Raw genomic sequence first — 17,686 nt, 5'->3', positions numbered from 1 at the left:
TCCCCCACCGATATTCGGCGGGGGATCCCTTTTTCGTGAAGCTGTGAAACTAGTGGCTGTGACCGTGTCCGGTGTCAGCTACTGCGTCGACAGGCTTCTCGACGATTGCGCTCTCGGTGGTCAGGATCATCCGAGCGACGGAAGCGGCGTTGACCACTGCCGAACGGGTGACCTTGACGGGGTCGATGACGCCGTCGGCGAGGAGGTCGCCGTAGGTGAGGGTCGCAGCGTTGAAGCCGTGGCCCTTGGGCAGATCGGCAACCTTGTGGACGACGACGGAACCGTCGACGCCGGCGTTGGTGGCGATCCAGAACAACGGAGCGTTCAGAGCTGCGCGGACAACGGCAACGCCGGTGGCCTCGTCGCCGGTGAAGCCGAGGTTGCCGATGAGCTCGGTGCCGGCCTGAACCAGTGCCGATCCACCGCCGGGGACGATGCCCTCGGCGACAGCTGCCTTGGCTGCGTTGACCGCATCCTCGACGCGGAACTTACGTTCCTTGAGCTCGGTCTCGGTGGCTGCGCCGACCTTGATGACCGCGACGCCGCCGGACAGCTTCGCCAGACGCTCTTCGAGCTTCTCGCGATCCCAATCCGAATCGGTGTTCTCGATCTCGCGACGCAACTGTGCGACGCGGGTGGCGATGTCTTCTTCGGTGCCGGCACCGTCGACGATGATGGTCTCGTCCTTGGTGACGACGACGCGGCGTGCGCCACCGAGCAGTTCGAGCCCGGCTTCCTTGAGGGAGAGGCCCACGTCGGTGTTGATGACCGTGCCGGCGGTGACGACGGCGAGGTCGTCGAGGAACGCCTTGCGACGGTCACCGAAGAACGGCGCCTTGACGGCGACGGCCTTGATCGTCTTGCGGATGGAGTTCACCACGAGGGTGGAGAGAACTTCACCTTCGACGTCCTCGGCGATGATCAAGAGCGGCTTGCCGGATTCGGCAACCTTCTCGAGCAGCGGGAGGAAATCGGGAAGTGAGGCGATCTTCTCGCGGAACAGGAGGATGAGTACGTCTTCGTACACGGCCTTCTGTGAGTCCATGTCGGTGACGAAGTAGGGCGAGAGGTAGCCCTTGTCGAACTGCACACCTTCGGTGACAACGAGTTCGGTGGCGACGGTGGAGGATTCCTCGACCGTCACGACGCCGTCGGTGCCGACGCGGGTGAGTGCCTCGCCGACCATGTCGCCGATTTCTTCGTCACGCGAAGAAACGGTGGCAACCTGAGCGATCGACTTCTTGCCTTCGACGGGGGTCGCAGCGGCAATGAGTGCCTCGACGACCTTGTCTGCGGCAGCGTTGATTCCGACGCCGAGTGCCATCGGGTTTGCACCGGCGGCGATGTTCTTGAGGCCGCCGCGGACGATCGCCTGAGCGAGGACCGTAGCGGTGGTGGTGCCGTCGCCGGCAACATCGTTGGTCTTGGTGGCGACGCTCTTGACGAGCTGCGCACCGAGGTTCTCGAAGGGATCTTCGAGGTCGATCTCACGGGCGATGCTCACACCGTCGTTGGTGACGGTCGGTCCGCCGAAAGCCTTGGCGAGCACAACGTGGCGTCCACGCGGGCCCAAGGTGACCTTGACGGCGTCGGCGAGCTTGTCGACACCAGCTTCGAGAGCGCGCCGTGCGGTCTCGTTGAACGCAATTTGCTTTGCCATCTGTTCTGCCTGCTCCTGAATCTTAGGGACGCTGCGCGTGAACGCACTCCGCCCCGGGATCCTGTGTGGACTCCGGGGCGGATCACGTATGTCTTACTTGGAGACGACAGCCAGCACGTCGCGTGCCGACAGAATCAGGTACTCCTGGCCGGCGTACTTGATCTCGGTTCCGCCGTACTTGGAGTAGATGACCGTGTCACCCTCCTTGACGTCGACCGGGATGCGGTTGCCCTGCTCGTTGACGCGGCCTTCGCCGACTGCAACGACGGTGCCCTCCTGGGGCTTTTCCTTGGCTGTGTCAGGAATGACCAGGCCGGAAGCCGTCGTCGTTTCAGCCTCGTTGGCCTGGACGAGGATCTTGTCCTCGAGCGGCTTGATGTTGACGCTCGCCACGATGAGCCCTCCACTTTGGGGTATGTGCGTCCGAGGCAATCCTCGAACCGCTGTTTGGTTTACCGTTTACGGCACGTCCTGAGTTCCGTCGTCGCGGGAGCCGGAACTCGATCAGCGCCAATTGGCACTCTATACGTGAGAGTGCCAACCCTCAAGGACTGGGCACATATTTTCTGTTACGTCCTGGGCGAAATCGGACGCCCGCACTGTTCGTTCACCTATTGTTCATGCGTGACGAATATCAATCGCCGTAGTTTCCTGACCTTTGCCGGACTCGGTGCCGTAGGCGCCGTCGGACTGGGCAAGCCCTGGGGGCTGCAGTACGCCGGAGCCGCGCCACTCCCCACATCGGGCGCCGGCACCACTCTCGAAGCTGTGGCAACCCCGATCGGCAGCAGCGGCTACCGCAAGCTCGAAGCAGGCCCGGCCTGGGCGAACATCGTCCGCGGAGAACTTGCAGAACCCAAGTCCGGGCGTGAAGACCGTCGCACTCCCCTGGCCTCGATCGTGCAGCTGACGGACGTCCATATCGTCGACGCCCAGTCGCCGATGCGGTTCGAGTACGTGCACCAGTTCACGGGTTCGGCGTTCCGCCCGCAGGAGACACTGACCGCGCACGGTCTGATTTCCCTTGTCCGACGCGTCAATTCCCTCGCGTGTGGTCCGCATACGGCACGTCCGTTCGACGCTGTCGTCACCACGGGCGACAACACGGACAACAAGGAACATGCCGAACTCGACTGGTTCCTCACCGCGCTCAACGGCGGCACCGTGGTTGCGAACACCGGCGCCAAGGACCGTTACGAAGGCGTCCAGAACTCCGGGGCCAACCTGTACTGGAACCCCGAATCCCCGATGCTCGACATGTACAAGAAGGCCGGCTTTCCCGAGATTCCCGACTTCTTCGGCGCGGCATTCACCCCGGTGTCCAGCCCCGGCCTGAACACGCCCTGGTACTGCGTGTTCGGCAACCACGACGATTCGGTGTCCGGCACAGTGCCCAGCGGAATCCCGCCGCTCGAGGCGATGTACACCGGCTCCTTGAAGTTCGAGGTTCCCGGCACTCCGGAACAGGCGAAGCAGATCGATATCGCCACCAAATTCGATCCGAGCGCCATTCCGGGAATCCTGTCGGCATTCACGACGCCGCCGCGTCAGGTCACACCCGACCCGGCTCGTGCCCCGTTCACCCCGAAGCAGTTCATTGCGGCCCACCTCGAACCGCAACACGCCGGTCCCGGGCCGGTCGGGCATGGATTTGCACCCGATGCCGGCCACACCGGAATCGGCTACTACTCGTTCGAGATCGCTCCCGGTGTCGTCGGAATCAGCATGGATTCCACGAACCGCGCCGGACTCGTCGACGGTTCACTGGGCGCAGCCCAGTTCCGCTGGATCGAGGACACCCTCCGCGCCGGCAGCAGAACGTTCTACGACACGGCCGGTTCGCGCATCACCCAGGGCGGGGACGACACCTACTTCGTTCTGTTCAGCCACCACACGAGCGACACGATGGACAACCTCATCCCCGACCCCGAGAACATTCTCGAGCCGCGACTGCGTGGTTCGCAGCTTCTCGACCTACTGCACCGCTTCCCCAACGTGCTTGCCTGGGTCAACGGCCACACCCACGAGAACAAGATCACTCCGTGGCCCGGGGCAACCCCGGAGCAGGGGTTCTGGGAGATCAACACTGCCTCTCACATCGACTTCCCGCAGCTCGGCCGGATCATCGAGATCGCGGACAACCACGACGGCACGGTCTCACTCCTTGCGACCCTGTTCGAAGCCGAGAGCCCGTACTCCGTCGATCACAGCAACAAGTCGCCCGAGGGCCTGGCGTCGCTGTACCGCGAACTTTCCTTCAACGACATTCACCGCGATCCCGCACTGACCGGCGCGGGCGTCGATCAGAACGTCGAATTGCTCGTGCCCGTCATTCGCTAGCTTCATCCGTCACCTCCTGCTGTGTCCTGTGCTGCTTGGACCAGGACACAGCAGCGACGACAAACCGGACGCCGAAGCCGATCAGCACCAGATTGCACACGATCTGCAGGGACACCAATGCCCGGGCCAGATCAGTTTGTGCTGCGATGTCTCCGAAACCCACCGTCGAGAAGACCGTGAGCGAGAAGTACAGCGCCGCCATTCTCGACAGAGGCTCGGTGAAACTGGCCGGGTCGGCACGCTCGACCGCAAAGTAGGTCATCGCGACGACCAAAAGGTAAGTCGGAACTACGACCGACGCCATCTCGACGGCCTGCAACGCGGGAACGTCGGAGTCCAGGATTCGTTTGACCTGCCAGGCGGTGACCCCCAGCACCGCGATCCCGCCGAAGATCAAGAGGGCAAATGCCCCGCCGGTATGGGCATCGGGCCACGGCAGCAGAAAGTACGCACTTCCCAGAGCGAACACCGTCAACGTCGGACGTAGCAGGGCACCGGCGATCAACTTGCGCCGTCGACTCGCATCTATCGCACTGGTTCCGACTTTTTTTCGCATAGATCCATAATCGACAATCCTGCTGGTAAAACCACCCTTTCGGTCCGAAAATCTCACCTTCTTGCAAGAAAGTACTGAGCAATCGTCACGATCGTTCTGTAACGTTCATGTAACGGCGGCCGAAATGCTGTCACAGGAACACCAGCGAGGAGGTGCAAGATGAGTTGTTCACTGGGAATCTCCACCGGGTCGTCGGGCGTCTACTCCGCATTCGTCGATACCGATTCCGCTTCTGCCGTACCGGGCAGATTGACAGCTGAAGTACGGTTCGTCTCTGCTGATCAGGTTCACACCAATGTCGGCGACCTCGTGCGCGCATCGATCAAACTGATGACCACTCAGGTCTCGGATCGAGCCGGCGCGCCGCGGTCCATCGGAGTCACATTCCGCACGAACGAACAGCTCGCGAGCATCCGTTCCGCACTGTCTCGCTCGTCAGATCTTGTTCGGCTCATCCCCGAGCCTGCAGCAGTGCACGCCTATCTCTCCGAAACCGGAAAGGTCGAGCGGTACAGCACAACTGCCCATATCGATCTCGGCGATCACGGGCTGGCCGTCTCCATCGTGGACCACAGCGGTGAGGTTCTCGCTGCCGAACGTACCGACGTTCTGACCGGCGCCGGCATCGATCGCGCCCTCGTCGATTTTGTCACCGAAACAGCGGCTCAGCACCTCGGCCGGTACGCCGACGCCGCACTTCTCGTGTCCCGCTGCCACGTCGCCAAAGAACAGCTTTCCACGATGCGCAGCGTCACCGTCGACCTGCCACTGAAACCGATCATGGTCACTCGCACCCAGTTCGAGGACATCATCGCCCCGGACATCGCCCGCGCCGTCACCTTCATCCGCGGCGTGCTGGCCGACGCACCCCGAACCGTCGAGGCCGTAGTCCTCATCGGTGGCGGCGCGCACATCCCGGTCGTCACTTCGGCAATTGCCGACGCCGTGGATCTCCCCATTGTCGAACTCGACGAACCCGAAGCTGCTGCCGCCAAAGGTGCTGCGCTACTTGCCGATTCAGTGACCTCGTTGCGCTACGCATTGTCCGCACCCGACAGTACCGAACGGACGGGAACAGCAGTGCGGGCGTCCGGCGCTTTGATCGGCGCCCTGGTGGTCGGCGGCCTCGTCTTCGGTTACGGTGCCAAAGAATTGGTGCCGACGGACGATACTCCGATTTCACCCGCCGGTACCGGGTCCACCACGTCTCGCACGACCAGCGAAATCAGTCCGAGCGTCGGTTCGACATTGATTCCGTCCAACGATCCTTTGCCTTCGGCTGCGGTACAAGCCGACCCGACTTACCGCTACCCCCTGACACAGCGCTACCCCACGCACCAGTACACGTTGCCGCCGGCGCCGCTGCCCGATACTTCGCGTCCCACCGCTGCGCTACCCGAGACGTCGACGGCCACAACCGATCCGACCACTACGGCACCGCCCACTACCGTGCCCACGACAACACAGACAACACCGCCGACATGGCCGACGATCCCCGGCATCACGCTGCCCGATCCGCCGGCTTGGTGGCCGCAGCCCGGCGCGAATGCACCGATCGCGCCGCCCGAACAAAGCCCCGGAAACGACAAGACTCCGGCCGGCGAGGACACCACCGCACCGACTACAGCAACCACTCCCGCTGCTGCGCCGCCTTCCGGCACCGATCGGGAACTGACCCCGGCCGGCTGATCTCAGCGCAGGACTTGGCTGACCGAGACCGACAATCCCGGGTCGGTTGCCACGCTCAACTCGGACGGCCCAGCCCCGGCACCGATCAGGTGCGCTGCCAGGGAAGCAATCATCACGCCGTTGTCGGTGCAGAGTCGCGGCTTCGGGATTCGCAGCGTCAGACCAGCTTCGGCGCACCGCTCTTCGGCGAGGCTGCGAATCCGAGAGTTCGCGGTAGCGCCGCCGCCGAGAACGAGAGTGTCCACGCCTACGTCCTTGGCTGCACGAACCGCCTTCATCGTCAGGACGTCGGCGACAGCTTCCTGGAAGGACGCCGCGATGTCCGGAATCGAAATCGCTTCGTCTGCACGCTGTTTGGACTCGACATACCGCGCAACTGACGTCTTGAGCCCGGAGAACGAGAAGTCGTGCCGAGAGTCACGGGAGCCGGTCATGCCGCGAGGGAACGCAATTGCCTTCGGATCACCCTCCTGCGCAGCCGCATCCAACGCCGGGCCACCGGGGAATCCGAGACCGAGGAGCCGCGCGACCTTGTCGAACGCTTCACCGGCAGCATCGTCGACGGTTGTTCCGAGTTCGACGATCGGCTTACCCAGATCCTCGACGTGAAGTAGATGCGTATGCCCACCGGACACCAGCAGCGCCACGCACGACGGCAACGGTCCGTGTTCGAGCGTATCCACCGACACATGTCCACCGAGGTGATTAACCGCGTAGAACGGGATGTTCCACGCTGCCGCATACGCTTTGGCTGCGGCCACGCCCACCAACAGTGCTCCGGCCAAACCGGGTCCGATCGTCACAGCCAACGCGTCGGGCTTGTCGATACCCGCAACTGCCAGAGCGCGTCGCATGGTCGGGACAATGGCCTCGAGATGTGCGCGCGACGCCACCTCCGGCACCACACCGCCGAAGCGGGCGTGCTGATCCACACTCGACGCCACTTCGTCCGCCAACAACGTGCAGGTTCCGTCACCGTTCCACCGAACGATACCGACTCCCGTTTCGTCGCAAGAGCTTTCGACACCCATGACGATCATGCTTGCTGCTCCTCATTCTCGCGGACACCCGCGGCACGGCGCCGCATCGTGTACGCATCTGCCCCACTGGGCTGGTAGTACTTCTTTCGGGTTCCGACGATCTCGAATCCCTCTCGCCGGTACAGCGCGATTGCCGGTTCGTTGTCCGTGCGCACTTCCAGGAACACCGCTGCTCCGCGCTCGTCGGCCAGAGTCAAGAGTGCATCGAGAAGCGCGCCGCCGATACCGCGGCGCTGCGCCCCCGGATCCGTTCCGATGGTGTGCACTTCGGCCTCGATGTCAGGCGGAGCGCCCAGCAACGCGATTCCCGCATACCCGAGGACATGGCCACTTGGCTCACGGGCCACGAAGTAGTGATTGTGGGATCCTGCCAATTCGGAGACAAAAGCCTGAGCGCTCCACGGTCCGTCCCCCGCGAAGAGAGCACGTTCCAACTCCGCACACCGCTCGGCGTCGTCAACTGTCATCGACGCGATGGTGAAACTCATAGTCCGCGTTCCGCCAACGTTTTGGCGTCGGGGCGCCGTAGGTACAACGGCTCGAGCGGTTCCGGAATCGAACCAGCCAGAATCTCTACGGCCGCGGCCTTGACCAATCCTGCCGGTGACGGCGTCTCCGCCGGCACCACCCGCAAATCGAAAAGGTCTACGTGCGACGCAGATCCGGCGATGCGCGTCGACGGCGACGCCTCCACATCACCCGGGGAATTCACGTCAGGCCCCTCGACGCGCACGCCCTTGTCGTAACGCGCCCAATAGATTTCGCGTCGACGCGCATCGGTCACGACCAGGAGGTTTTCCGCAGTCTCGACGGCCGCGGCAATAGCGTCCAGGCTGCACACGCCGTAAACGGGGATACCCAAGGCGTCACCGAACGCGGCACCCGTCGCCATCCCGACCCGCAAACCCGTATACGGGCCCGGACCGACGCCCACCACAACTGCTCCGATGTCGGCCGGGGTGATCGAAGCCTCGGCCAGGCATTCGAGGACATGCGGGGTGAGCACCTCGGCATGAGCACGGGGGTTCACGGTCACTCGACCGGCAAGGGTCTCCACCTCGCCGGACACCGACAGTGACAATTTGTCGGACACCGACAGTGAAGATTCGTCGGACGCCGACAGCAAAACAACTCCAGCAGTCACAGCCGGAGTAGAAGTATCAATCGCGAGAACAAGCACGATATCTCAGAGTACTCGCACGTGAGCAACTACTTTCGGGCCGGGAGGAGTGTCACGACGTCCACGACCAACTGGCAGTCCTCACATCCGACTCGGGTTCGCGGTGAAGTTGCACCCGTAAGTGACGCTCGACCAGTCGCTCCACGACGTCGCCGCCCCATTCGACCACGACTACGGCGTCGGTGAGGTCGGTATCCAGGTCGAGAGCATCGAGCTCGTCGAGGGCATGCGGGCCACTGTCGCCGAGTCGGTAGGCGTCGACGTGAATCATCCCGACCGGCTGTGCGCCGCCGGGGCGGACCCCCGGGCGATGCTCACGCGCAATCACGAACGTCGGCGACGTCACCCGACCTTGGACGCCCAGTCCAGCCCCGATACCGCGGGTCAGAGCGGTCTTCCCGGCACCGAGCGGACCGTCGAGAACCACAAGATCACCGGCGACGAGTCCGGAGGCGATCAGACGTCCGAATGCCTCCGTGTCTTCCGTCGTCTCCAAGGTCACTGTTCCCGATTCAGGCAGAGTCTCAGCCGACATCGGACCTCACTTCGGTACGGGTACGCGCGACGAGATGCTCGATCGCGTCGGTGACGATGGCCGGGAACTCGAGCTGAACCAGGTGCCCCGCGCCGCGGACACGGACCAGTTCGGAGTCCGGGAGGTCGGCGGCCAATCGTTGGGAACTGGAAAACGGAATCATCATGTCCTGATCACCGCAGATCACCACAGCCGGCGTGTGCGCCAGGACGGGGAGCGAACTGCTCTCGTCGTGCAATTCCAATGTCCGCAGGAAGTTGACGATGGTCACGACCGACGTGCGATCAAGCATTCCGTCGGACAGTTCGTGCAGACGCGGACTGACATCGGTGCCGTACGACGCTGCCCGCAGGATCGGTGTGATGAGCACCCGAGCGGCGCCCCGCGCATGCTGTACGACGCCCGGGGACGTCCGGACAGCCAACCGGAAACCGTCGATGACCGGGTTCTGCAGATTGCGAGTAAGTCCGGTTTCCGCGAGACCTGCTGCCGTCGTGGATACCAATCCGACGCCGACCACACGGCCGCCTTCGAACCATTCCGGGCGTTGGCCGGCAAGAGCGAGGATGGTCATGCCGCCCATCGAATGCCCGACAAGCACAACCGGCCCCGTCGGCACCGTGGCTTCGACGACGGTGGCGAGGTCGCGACCGAGCTGCGAGACCGTACAGTTCGCAGCCTTCGACTTACCCGAATCGCCATGTCCACGCTGGTCGTAGAACACCATGCGGACGTCGTCGCCCCACCGCTCGGCAAGCTGTCGGCGCTGAAAATGCCACGACAAGGCACTGAGGCAATATCCGTGAACAAAGACGACCGTGAGTGGCGCGTCATCCGGACCGACCTCACGTACGGCCAGGTCAACCCCGTCCTCGGTGCGTACGACGCTCGAACGATCGCGGGTCATCAAATCGAAGTCTTCGTCGGCGTAAATCTCCCGACCGGGCCGCGTCGCTGTCTTGAGTGCATTGAGACCGGCCATCGAACCCAGCGCCACCGCGCTGAGGAGCCCGCCGAGAATGCTCATTCGCCCTGCAGTCTTCATGATGAACTCTCCCCACCGATGTAGGTACGCACAGTTCGCCCGCGTAGGCCGGTCACGACCTCGTAGTGAATGGTGTCCAAGGCTTCCGCCCACGCCTGTGCGTTGGGTTCACCCTGGTCTCCGTTTCCGAAGAAGATCGCGGTATCGCCTTCCCGAACGCCGTCTCCGTCGGGTCCGATGTCGACCATCACCTGATCCATGCAGATCCGTCCGACAGCGCGTCGACGCTTCCCACCGAGTTGCACTTCGAAACGCCCGCTCAACGAACGTGGAAGCCCGTCCGCGTATCCGACGGGCAGGAGCGCCAGCGTGGTGTCGTGCGGTGCCGTCCAGAGGTGTCCGTAGGAAACCCCCTCGCCGGCGGCCACCTTCTTCACCAAGATCACCTTCGCTCGCAACGTCATAGCCGGTCTGAGACCGAAATCGCCCAGCTCAGGCACTGGCGACAATCCATATATCGCAATTCCCGGCCGAACCATGTCAAATTGCAGGTCAGGGCGTGTAACCGTAGCTGCCGAGTTGGAAAGATGCACAACTTCGGGCTCAAATCCATGAGCCCGAACTTCTGCAACCGCGTCGATCAGACGTTGCTTCTGGTGGTCGATGACATCGTGGTGCGGCTCATCCGAATGCGCCAGATGCGAGAACACACCGCGCAACCGGATAGTGCCTTCGTCGCGGGCCGCGACCAGATCGGTGAGCATCTGCGGCCAATCCGTCTGCGACACACCATTGCGATTGAGGCCGGTATCGACCTTCAACGTCACCGTGGCAGTCCGTCCGAGGCCACGCGCGGCGCTCACAACCGCAGCAAGATGGCGCGGCGACGACACACCGATCTCCACATCCGCACCGATGGCGGCGGCAAAATCCGCGTCGACGCCATGCAACCACGCCAATATCGGCGCCGTGATTCCCGCTTCCCGGAGTACCAATGCCTCCGGAATTGTCGTGACACCGAGTTCGCGTGCACCGGCAGCAAGCGCAGTGCGCGCAACAGCGACCGCACCGTGGTTGTAGCCGTCCGCTTTGATGACTGCCATGAGCGCCGCATCGCCCGCGAACTCGCAGAGGACGCGCACGTTGTGGGCAATGGCGTCGAGGTCTACGACAGCTTCGGTCTGAGGGCTCACCGATGCTCCGGCGCTTGCCGATTCCCCTTCTGATGGGTCTTTCGGCGCTCTTCCCTCGGCAAGCTTCATGGCAGCAATCCTGCCACCCTCACAAATTCGGACGCCAATTCGGGTTTGAGATCACTCAGTCTCGGGCAAAACTGCGAAGCACCCTCACCGCGTCCCGCACCCTTCCGAGCAGCGGAGATGCAGAAATCGGGGCACCCGCGACGTCAACCATTCCGCCGGCTGCCGCCAGATTCGCGGCGAGAGCGTGAGCCCTCGCCCCCACGGCAGCAGCCTCGAGTGGCGTGAGCCCGGACGCAAGCAGCGCACCGATCACTCCGGACAAAACGTCACCCGATCCGGCCGTCGACGCCCACGAACCACCTGCATCGTTGACCAGAACCCTTCCGACTCGATCTGCGATCACCGTCGTGTGTCCCTTGAGCAGCACGCTCGCACCGAGATCCGACGCCAATTCCCTCGTGGCGCTCACCCGATCCGCGCCGACCTCTCTGCCGGCCAACCTCGCGAACTCACCCGCATGCGGAGTCAACAGAGTCGGCGCGGTGCGCCGGCGGACCAGATCCGGATCCTGGGCCAGCAGCGTCAGCCCGTCGGCATCGATCACGACCGGAACATCCGTCGCGAGCACCAACTCGAGCAAGGCCGCCGCCCCGGCGTCGATTCCCATCCCGGGTCCGACCACCCAGGCCTGCACCCGGCCCGCCTCCTCGAAGGTGCTACTCGCAACCACCTCGGGAAATCGTGACAACACCTCGGCAGCCCCAGGACCGGCAAAGCGCACCAAACCGGATGTCGACGTCACCGCGGCCCCCGTGCACAACACCCCAGCCCCCGGATACCTGTCGCTACCCGCGATCACGCCCACAACGCCTTGCGAATACTTGTCGTCGCCTGGCCCCGGCACCGGCCAGAGTGCCCCGACGTCCGAAGGCTCCAGAGACTGGAAATCCGGTTCTCCGAGATCCAGTCCGATATCGATCAACTCCACTCGCCCACACTGCGGCGACGCCAATACATGCACCGGTTTGAGAGCGCCGAACGTCACCGTCACCGCGGCCGTCACTGCCGGCCCGCAGACGGCACCGGTATTAGCGTCGACGCCGCTAGGCAGATCGACCGCCACGATCGGGCAACGGACCTGCGCCACCATCGCAGCAGCATCCGGTCGCAGTGCACCGCGGCCCGAGATGCCGACGATCCCGTCAACGACCAGATCCGGCTCACCGAGGTCCGCAGCCACGCGCCCACCGGCCCGAAGAAAAGCGTCGAGGCCTTTCTGGTGGGCTCGCGCCGGGTCCAACAGGATTGCTCGAACAACGACTCCTCGTTTACGCAGGAATGCGCCCGCCCAGAGTCCGTCACCCCCGTTGTCGCCACTACCGACCAGGAGCGCCACCGTGCGATGAACGACCCCGCCTGTCCGAGAACGTAATTCATCGACAATCACCTGCGCGAGGCCGTACGCGGCTCGGCGCATCAACGCCCCTTCGGGCAGCGATGAGAGAAGCGGAGCCTCGGCATCTCGCACTTGATCCGCCGTGAAGTACCCACGCATGTCGGAACCCTCCTTCTCACCTGTCGCTACCCTCGAAACCATGAAATCACGTTTACGCCCGATGATCGCAGGACTTGTCCTCGCCCTCGGTCTCGTCGGGTGCAGTTCCACCACGGATTCCACTCCGACCACCCCCCAACCCACGGTGAGCGGACCGGTAGTCACCGTCACCGGGATGGCCTACTCCCCCGCGTCCATCACCGTGAAAGTAGGCGACACCGTCACCTGGGTGTTCGACGACAACGGAATGGCTCACGACGTCCGCGGCCTCGGATCAGCCCGAAGCCTGCTCCGCAGCCCACTCAAGAAGTCCGGAACCTACACGGTCACCTTCACCGAACCCGGAACCTACGACTACACGTGTACCCCGCACCCCGACATGCGCGGGACCGTCGTCGTCCAAGCATGAAAAATGCAGTGAGACCCGCAACCGAGGTGGTTGCGGGTCTCACTGCGTCCAAGCCGAAAGTTATTCGACGGTAACCGATTTCGCCAGGTTACGCGGCTTGTCGACGTCGTAGCCGCGCGCTGCAGCCACCTCCGCCGCAAAGATCTGCAACGGAACCGTCGACAGCAACGGCTGCAACAGCGTCGGCGACGCCGGAATCTCGATCAGGTGATCGGCGTGCGCAGCAGCGACGGTGTCGCCTTCCTCCGCGATCACGATGGTTGTAGCGCCACGAGCCTTGATCTCCTGAATGTTGGAGACCAACTTCGAATGCAACACTGCACGACCCTGCGGCGACGGCATGACGATGATGACCGGAAGGCCCTCCTCGATCAACGCGATCGGCCCGTGCTTGAGCTCACCGGCCGCAAAACCTTCGGCGTGAATGTACGCAAGCTCCTTGAGCTTGAGCGCACCCTCGAGCGCAACGGGATAACCCACGTGGCGCCCCAGGAACAGAATCGTCGACGCTGTCGCGAACTTGCGCGCCAACTCACGTACCGGTTCTGCATTCTCGATGACCTTGCGCACCAACGCCGGCATCGCCTCGAGATCGGCGAACTCGCGTGCAACCTCGTCGGGATACTTGGTGCCACGGGCCTGCGCCAACGCCAAGCCAACGAGGTAGTTCGCCGTGACCTGCGCAAGGAAAGCCTTGGTCGACGCGACCGCAATTTCCGGTCCTGCCCGGGTGTAGAGAACAGCGTCGGCTTCACGGGGGATCTGCGCACCGTTGGTGTTGCAGATCGCGAGAACCCGAGCCTTCTGATCCTTGGCGTGCTTCACCGCTTCGAGTGTGTCCGCAGTTTCACCGGACTGCGAGATCGCGACGACGAGCGTCGAACGATCCAGAACCGGATCCCGATAACGGAATTCGCTGGCCAACTCGACCTCGACGGGAAGCCTCGTCCAATGCTCGATCGCGTACTTCGCCAACAGGCCGGAGTGATAGGCACTACCGCAAGCCACGACAAAACCTTGTCGACGTCCCGCAGTTCCTGATCGGACAACCGCTGCTCGTCGAGGACGATCTTGCCGTTCTCGAAGTGACCGATAAGCGTGTCCGCAACCGCGGTCGGCTGCTCCTCGATCTCCTTGAGCATGAAGTAGTCGTGACCGCCCTTTTCGGCAGCCGCAAGGTCCCAATCGATCCGGAACGGGCGACCCTGCGCCTCGTTGCCGGAGAAATCCGAGATCGTGTAACCGTCCGCCGTGATCACGACGGCCTGATCCTGTCCGAGTTCCACCGCATCGCGAGTGTGCTCGATGAACGCCGCCACATCGGAGCCGAGGAACATCTCGCCCTCACCGACACCGACCACCAACGGCGTCGACCGACGCGCGGCAACAATCGTGTCCGCATGATCGGAGTGAGTGAACACCAACGTGAACGCACCCTCGAGGCGGCGAACCACCGACAACGCACTCTCCACGAAATCACCCGACGACGGGCCCTCCGCGTACGCACGCGCCACCAGATGGACAGCTACCTCGGAGTCGGTGTCACTGAGCAACTCGACGCCCGCAGCTTCGAGTTCAGCGCGCAACGGCGCGAAGTTCTCGATGATGCCGTTGTGGACAACCGCAAGTTTCCCGCTCGCATCACGATGCGGGTGAGCATTGCGATCCGTCGGTCGACCGTGCGTCGCCCATCTCGTATGACCGATTCCCGCGGTGCCGACAAAACTGTCGGTACCGACCTCTTCCAACCGAGCTTCGAGGTTGGCCAGCTTCCCGGCCTTACGCTCGATCTCGACCCCACCGACTCCATCGAGAATCGCGATTCCCGCAGAGTCATAGCCGCGATACTCCATTCGCCGCAAAGCCTCCACCACAACACCCAGAGCCGGGCGGTGGCCGACGTATCCCACGATTCCGCACATGGTGACTCAGGGTACTTGGACGGCGACGGTCAGTGCATTCTGCGGTTACCCGACGCCGCCTCACGACGATCTCCGGCGACGTGGCGACCGTCCACGCGTCGAGCAGACGCCACATCGGATAACGTCTTGACCCGTGGCACCGAAACTGAAGACACTGACCCGCGAGCTGTCCAAGCGCGGACCGCACCGAGTACTGCGCGGCAACCTCGCCCTCGCCGGTCAGCCCGGAGTCGTATACACCCCGGAAGCTGGTTTCAACCTGCCCGCCGTTGCTTTCGCGCACGGGTGGATGGTGGGTGCACACAAGTACGAACAGACACTCCAACACCTTGCTTCCTGGGGAATCGTCGCCGCAGCACCCGAGAGTGAACGCGGACCCATCCCCTCACACCTCGGTTTGGCAGCCGATCTGCGCTCGACACTGGACATCTGCGTCGGAGTGCGATTGGGCCCCGGACAGATCAGTGTTCATCCCGACCACGTCGCGTTCGCCGGACACGGAATGGGCGCCGGAGCCGCGGTTCTCGCCGCCGCTCAGCGGGGCAATGTCGCTGCTGTGGCTGCGTTGTTCCCAGCACCGACCGCTCCCAAAGCCGAAAACTACGCGTCCAAGATCACAGCACCGGGTCTCATCCTCGCCGGAGAAGACGACGTCGATTCACTCACCAGCATTGCCCGGCCCCTCACCCGCGAATGGGGTGGCCCCGTCGTCGGACGAACCATCGACGACGCGCAGGACGCCGGTCTCATCGAAGGTCGTCGACTCCTCGGCGCATTGGGCCTCGGCGGGTCGGAGCGCAAAACTCAGCTCACTGCCCGCTGTGTCCTGACGGGATTCCTACTGTTCCACCTGACCGGAGACAAACGCTACGAAGCATTCGCTGATCAGGATTCCGAAATCCCGCACACGTCAGCGATGTTCGACGCCCACACTCAGTCGGACGCGCGCCGCAACCAAGCACTTCCGCGGTAGTCGACGCTCGATCCTGCTGGGTTGAGAATTGCGCTGCTCCGATCTCCCGGCAGAGGTTCCGACGCCGACCGAAGAAATCGGGACTGGTCCGGTTCCGCTACCGAAAGAGTTGGATCGTCACTTTCGTGGACCACTCGCGATCTGACGACCTCCCCGAATTCTCGGCACTGTTTTTCATAGCTTCGCTCGGCAACGGCCCGTCGTGCCCGAAACTCGGCGAGCTGCGAATCCATGACCCGGCTGATCGCATCGAACTGTGCCCCGCTCATATCGGCCCCGCTCCAGCCAACTCGGCTCCAGTCTCGACGGCGGCCGGTAACTCTTCCGGGGTGGGTGGCTCTGCCGGACTGGGTGGATCCGCCGGGCTGGGTCCGGAATCAATGGGTCCGGAATCAATGGGAACGGAATCCAGCGGTACAGGATCCGGTAGTTGATACTGAAATTCGTTCGATTCGTGAATTTCGACAGGATCTGAAACCGCGACTGGCTCGGCCTGTTGTTTCGGCGCTTCGGAGACTGTGGGCACCAATTCCACCTCTGGCTGTGGCTCTGACTCTGGGACTCGTCCAGTGTCTATGCCCATGTTCGTATCCGCATCGACAACGATTCGCGGCCAACCATTCTCATCCAATTCCACTGTCACAGTGAGCGACCTGCCAACAGAATCACGAACTTCGAGGCTCACACCACGGCCGTCCGGCGCGGCGGAGAATCCCCAAGTGTCAGTGCCCACGACCAAGTCCAACGACGACGCTTTCAGCAGTGCCGCCGATTCTTTCGACAAAACCGAAGGCTCCGACCACGAATCTTCGCCGCCGGATTCACTCCCGATCGGAAACAACTGAGTCGCCACCGCTGTGGCAACACCGAAGGCTTCGGTGAGCGCCACACGGCAGTCCTCGCACGCCCGATCGAACTCCTCTCGCGTATCCAGATACACTTTCCGGAAGACCCGATCGAACCACGGATGAACAAGATCGACTGCAGCTCTGCAAGTTTCAACCTGAACAAAGGGATGCGCGTTCCGCACACCACGAAACCGCATGTCCGACAACGGCGCAAACCATGTTGCCGCCTTCTCGACTGCGTCAACTCCGCCGCCTCGGCACACAGCCGCCAACTGGTCGACACCCTTCGCGTCGATACCACCGACCGTCTCCCGGTCCAACGACGAAACTTTGAATGCTTTGTCCACCACTGCAGTTCGAACTATTCGGGAAAATTCCTCGGACGCCGAGGCGAGAATCGGCATGGATTCGACATCAGCGTCCGCTCGCCGACCTTCTGCCCGCACTTGTGCGGACACATGGTCCACGCCCTCGACATTCCAGATGTCCGCCAACGAATTAGATAGCGTGACAAAAAATCTGGAGCCCGACGACACGATATCCACGGCAGCAGACATACGCGATATGTCATTCGACAAAGCCGTCAGATCGATTCCGGATTCCGCACGATACATCTCGTCATAGCTACTGCGCGTACGGTGATCCATTCCCATCTGCGCGGCAGCGCCGTGAAAGCGATCGAAGAACGACAGTCCCACCGCGCCGCTTTCGAGAACGTCTTCGGGATCGCAGAATGAGTTTCTTTGTGCAATAACCGATTCCGAGACGTTCATTTCAGAGCGCACACCGGCA

Annotated in this window: 15 protein-coding genes and 1 pseudogene; 4 read left to right on the top strand and 12 right to left on the bottom strand. The window is 63.0% G+C overall.

All coding sequences use genetic code 11. The annotated features are described in order from the left end of the window. Positions 1-49 precede the first annotated feature (49 nt). Positions 50-1,660, bottom strand: coding sequence for a chaperonin GroEL (groL, locus tag BDB13_RS12725; protein ID WP_094271954.1), 1,611 nt, complete (start codon positions 1,658-1,660; stop codon positions 50-52). A gap of 93 nt (positions 1,661-1,753) precedes the next feature. Then, positions 1,754-2,053, bottom strand: coding sequence for a co-chaperone GroES (gene groES, locus BDB13_RS12720; RefSeq protein ID WP_003940763.1), 300 nt, complete (start codon positions 2,051-2,053; stop codon positions 1,754-1,756). Between the two features lie 231 nt (positions 2,054-2,284). Here groES and BDB13_RS12715 point away from each other — a divergent pair, with 231 nt between their 5' ends. Then, positions 2,285-4,000: a TIGR03767 family metallophosphoesterase gene (locus BDB13_RS12715; protein ID WP_094271953.1), complete on the top strand. Its 1,716-nt coding sequence runs from the start codon at positions 2,285-2,287 to the stop codon at positions 3,998-4,000. Here BDB13_RS12715 and BDB13_RS12710 read toward each other — a convergent pair. Next, complete coding sequence (locus tag BDB13_RS12710) at positions 3,990-4,556, bottom strand: potassium channel family protein (RefSeq protein WP_094271952.1); 567 nt, start codon at positions 4,554-4,556, stop codon at positions 3,990-3,992. The genes BDB13_RS12715 and BDB13_RS12710 overlap by 11 nt on opposite strands. A gap of 159 nt (positions 4,557-4,715) precedes the next feature. On the opposite strand from BDB13_RS12710, the gene BDB13_RS12705 reads away from it, so the two are divergent. Then, complete coding sequence (locus BDB13_RS12705) at positions 4,716-6,245, top strand: Hsp70 family protein (RefSeq protein WP_094271951.1); 1,530 nt, start codon at positions 4,716-4,718, stop codon at positions 6,243-6,245. 2 nt (positions 6,246-6,247) lie between these two features. On the opposite strand, the gene tsaD is transcribed toward BDB13_RS12705, so the two are convergent. The 7 genes from tsaD to BDB13_RS12670 are packed head-to-tail and all read right to left on the bottom strand — an operon-like array spanning position 6,248 to position 12,742. Beyond that, complete coding sequence (tsaD, locus tag BDB13_RS12700; RefSeq protein WP_094271950.1) at positions 6,248-7,285, bottom strand: tRNA (adenosine(37)-N6)-threonylcarbamoyltransferase complex transferase subunit TsaD; 1,038 nt, start codon at positions 7,283-7,285, stop codon at positions 6,248-6,250. Continuing rightward, entirely contained in the window at positions 7,282-7,773 is a 492-nt protein-coding gene (gene rimI / locus BDB13_RS12695) for a ribosomal protein S18-alanine N-acetyltransferase (RefSeq protein ID WP_094271949.1), read from the bottom strand. Before rimI ends, tsaD begins: the two co-directional genes overlap by 4 nt. Further along, entirely contained in the window at positions 7,770-8,465 is a 696-nt protein-coding gene (tsaB, locus tag BDB13_RS12690) for a tRNA (adenosine(37)-N6)-threonylcarbamoyltransferase complex dimerization subunit type 1 TsaB (RefSeq protein WP_094271948.1), read from the bottom strand. The genes rimI and tsaB overlap by 4 nt, the downstream gene beginning before the upstream one ends. Before the next feature lie 52 nt (positions 8,466-8,517). After that, positions 8,518-9,000, bottom strand: a complete 483-nt coding sequence (tsaE, locus tag BDB13_RS12685; protein ID WP_094271947.1) for a tRNA (adenosine(37)-N6)-threonylcarbamoyltransferase complex ATPase subunit type 1 TsaE — start codon at positions 8,998-9,000, stop codon at positions 8,518-8,520. Continuing rightward, positions 8,990-10,045, bottom strand: coding sequence for an alpha/beta fold hydrolase (locus BDB13_RS12680; protein WP_094271946.1), 1,056 nt, complete (start codon positions 10,043-10,045; stop codon positions 8,990-8,992). The genes tsaE and BDB13_RS12680 overlap by 11 nt, the downstream gene beginning before the upstream one ends. Continuing rightward, positions 10,042-11,247, bottom strand: coding sequence for an alanine racemase (gene alr / locus BDB13_RS12675; protein ID WP_094271945.1), 1,206 nt, complete (start codon positions 11,245-11,247; stop codon positions 10,042-10,044). Before alr ends, BDB13_RS12680 begins: the two co-directional genes overlap by 4 nt. Positions 11,248-11,302: 55 nt before the next feature. Continuing rightward, positions 11,303-12,742: an NAD(P)H-hydrate dehydratase gene (locus BDB13_RS12670; protein WP_094271944.1), complete on the bottom strand. Its 1,440-nt coding sequence runs from the start codon at positions 12,740-12,742 to the stop codon at positions 11,303-11,305. Positions 12,743-12,782: 40 nt separating this feature from the next. Between BDB13_RS12670 and BDB13_RS12665 the strand changes: the two genes are divergently transcribed. Continuing rightward, positions 12,783-13,151 carry a plastocyanin/azurin family copper-binding protein gene (locus BDB13_RS12665; RefSeq protein ID WP_094274879.1) on the top strand — a complete coding sequence of 123 codons (369 nt, stop codon included), beginning with the start codon at positions 12,783-12,785 and terminating at the stop codon, positions 13,149-13,151. A gap of 60 nt (positions 13,152-13,211) precedes the next feature. Here BDB13_RS12665 and glmS read toward each other — a convergent pair. Then, positions 13,212-15,073: pseudogene (glmS, locus tag BDB13_RS12660) on the bottom strand (glutamine--fructose-6-phosphate transaminase (isomerizing)). Between the two features lie 133 nt (positions 15,074-15,206). Between glmS and BDB13_RS12655 the strand changes: the two are divergent. After that, entirely contained in the window at positions 15,207-16,046 is an 840-nt protein-coding gene (locus BDB13_RS12655) for a poly(ethylene terephthalate) hydrolase family protein (RefSeq protein ID WP_094271943.1), read from the top strand. 265 nt (positions 16,047-16,311) lie between these two features. On the opposite strand, the gene BDB13_RS12645 is transcribed toward BDB13_RS12655, so the two are convergent. Further along, the gene (locus BDB13_RS12645) at positions 16,312-17,667 is read right to left on the bottom strand and encodes a hypothetical protein (RefSeq protein WP_176459570.1); all 1,356 of its coding nucleotides are present in this window, start codon (positions 17,665-17,667) and stop codon (positions 16,312-16,314) included. Positions 17,668-17,686 lie beyond the last annotated feature (19 nt).

The organism is Rhodococcus sp. OK302 (genome assembly GCF_002245895.1).
In the GTDB taxonomy this organism is placed as follows: domain Bacteria; phylum Actinomycetota; class Actinomycetes; order Mycobacteriales; family Mycobacteriaceae; genus Rhodococcus_F.
Note: the sequence above shows the minus strand (reverse complement) of the source record. Positions and strands in the feature narration are given on the sequence as shown.

Bases quoted from the DNA above. Each gene is read 5' to 3' on its own strand.
- groL (WP_094271954.1), bottom strand. From the start codon at position 1,660: ATGGCAAAGCAAATTGCGTTCAACGAGACCGCACGGCGCGCTCTCGAA.
- tsaD (WP_094271950.1), bottom strand. From the start codon at position 7,285: ATGATCGTCATGGGTGTCGAAAGCTCTTGCGACGAAACGGGAGTCGGT.
- tsaE (WP_094271947.1), bottom strand. From the start codon at position 9,000: ATGTCGGCTGAGACTCTGCCTGAATCGGGAACAGTGACCTTGGAGACG.
- BDB13_RS12645 (WP_176459570.1), bottom strand. From the start codon at position 17,667: ATGAACGTCTCGGAATCGGTTATTGCACAAAGAAACTCATTCTGCGAT.
- BDB13_RS12680 (WP_094271946.1), bottom strand. From the start codon at position 10,045: ATGAAGACTGCAGGGCGAATGAGCATTCTCGGCGGGCTCCTCAGCGCG.
- rimI (WP_094271949.1), bottom strand. From the start codon at position 7,773: ATGAGTTTCACCATCGCGTCGATGACAGTTGACGACGCCGAGCGGTGT.
- BDB13_RS12705 (WP_094271951.1), top strand. From the start codon at position 4,716: ATGAGTTGTTCACTGGGAATCTCCACCGGGTCGTCGGGCGTCTACTCC.
- BDB13_RS12710 (WP_094271952.1), bottom strand. From the start codon at position 4,556: ATGCGAAAAAAAGTCGGAACCAGTGCGATAGATGCGAGTCGACGGCGC.
- BDB13_RS12665 (WP_094274879.1), top strand. From the start codon at position 12,783: ATGAAATCACGTTTACGCCCGATGATCGCAGGACTTGTCCTCGCCCTC.
- BDB13_RS12670 (WP_094271944.1), bottom strand. From the start codon at position 12,742: ATGCGTGGGTACTTCACGGCGGATCAAGTGCGAGATGCCGAGGCTCCG.
- alr (WP_094271945.1), bottom strand. From the start codon at position 11,247: ATGAAGCTTGCCGAGGGAAGAGCGCCGAAAGACCCATCAGAAGGGGAA.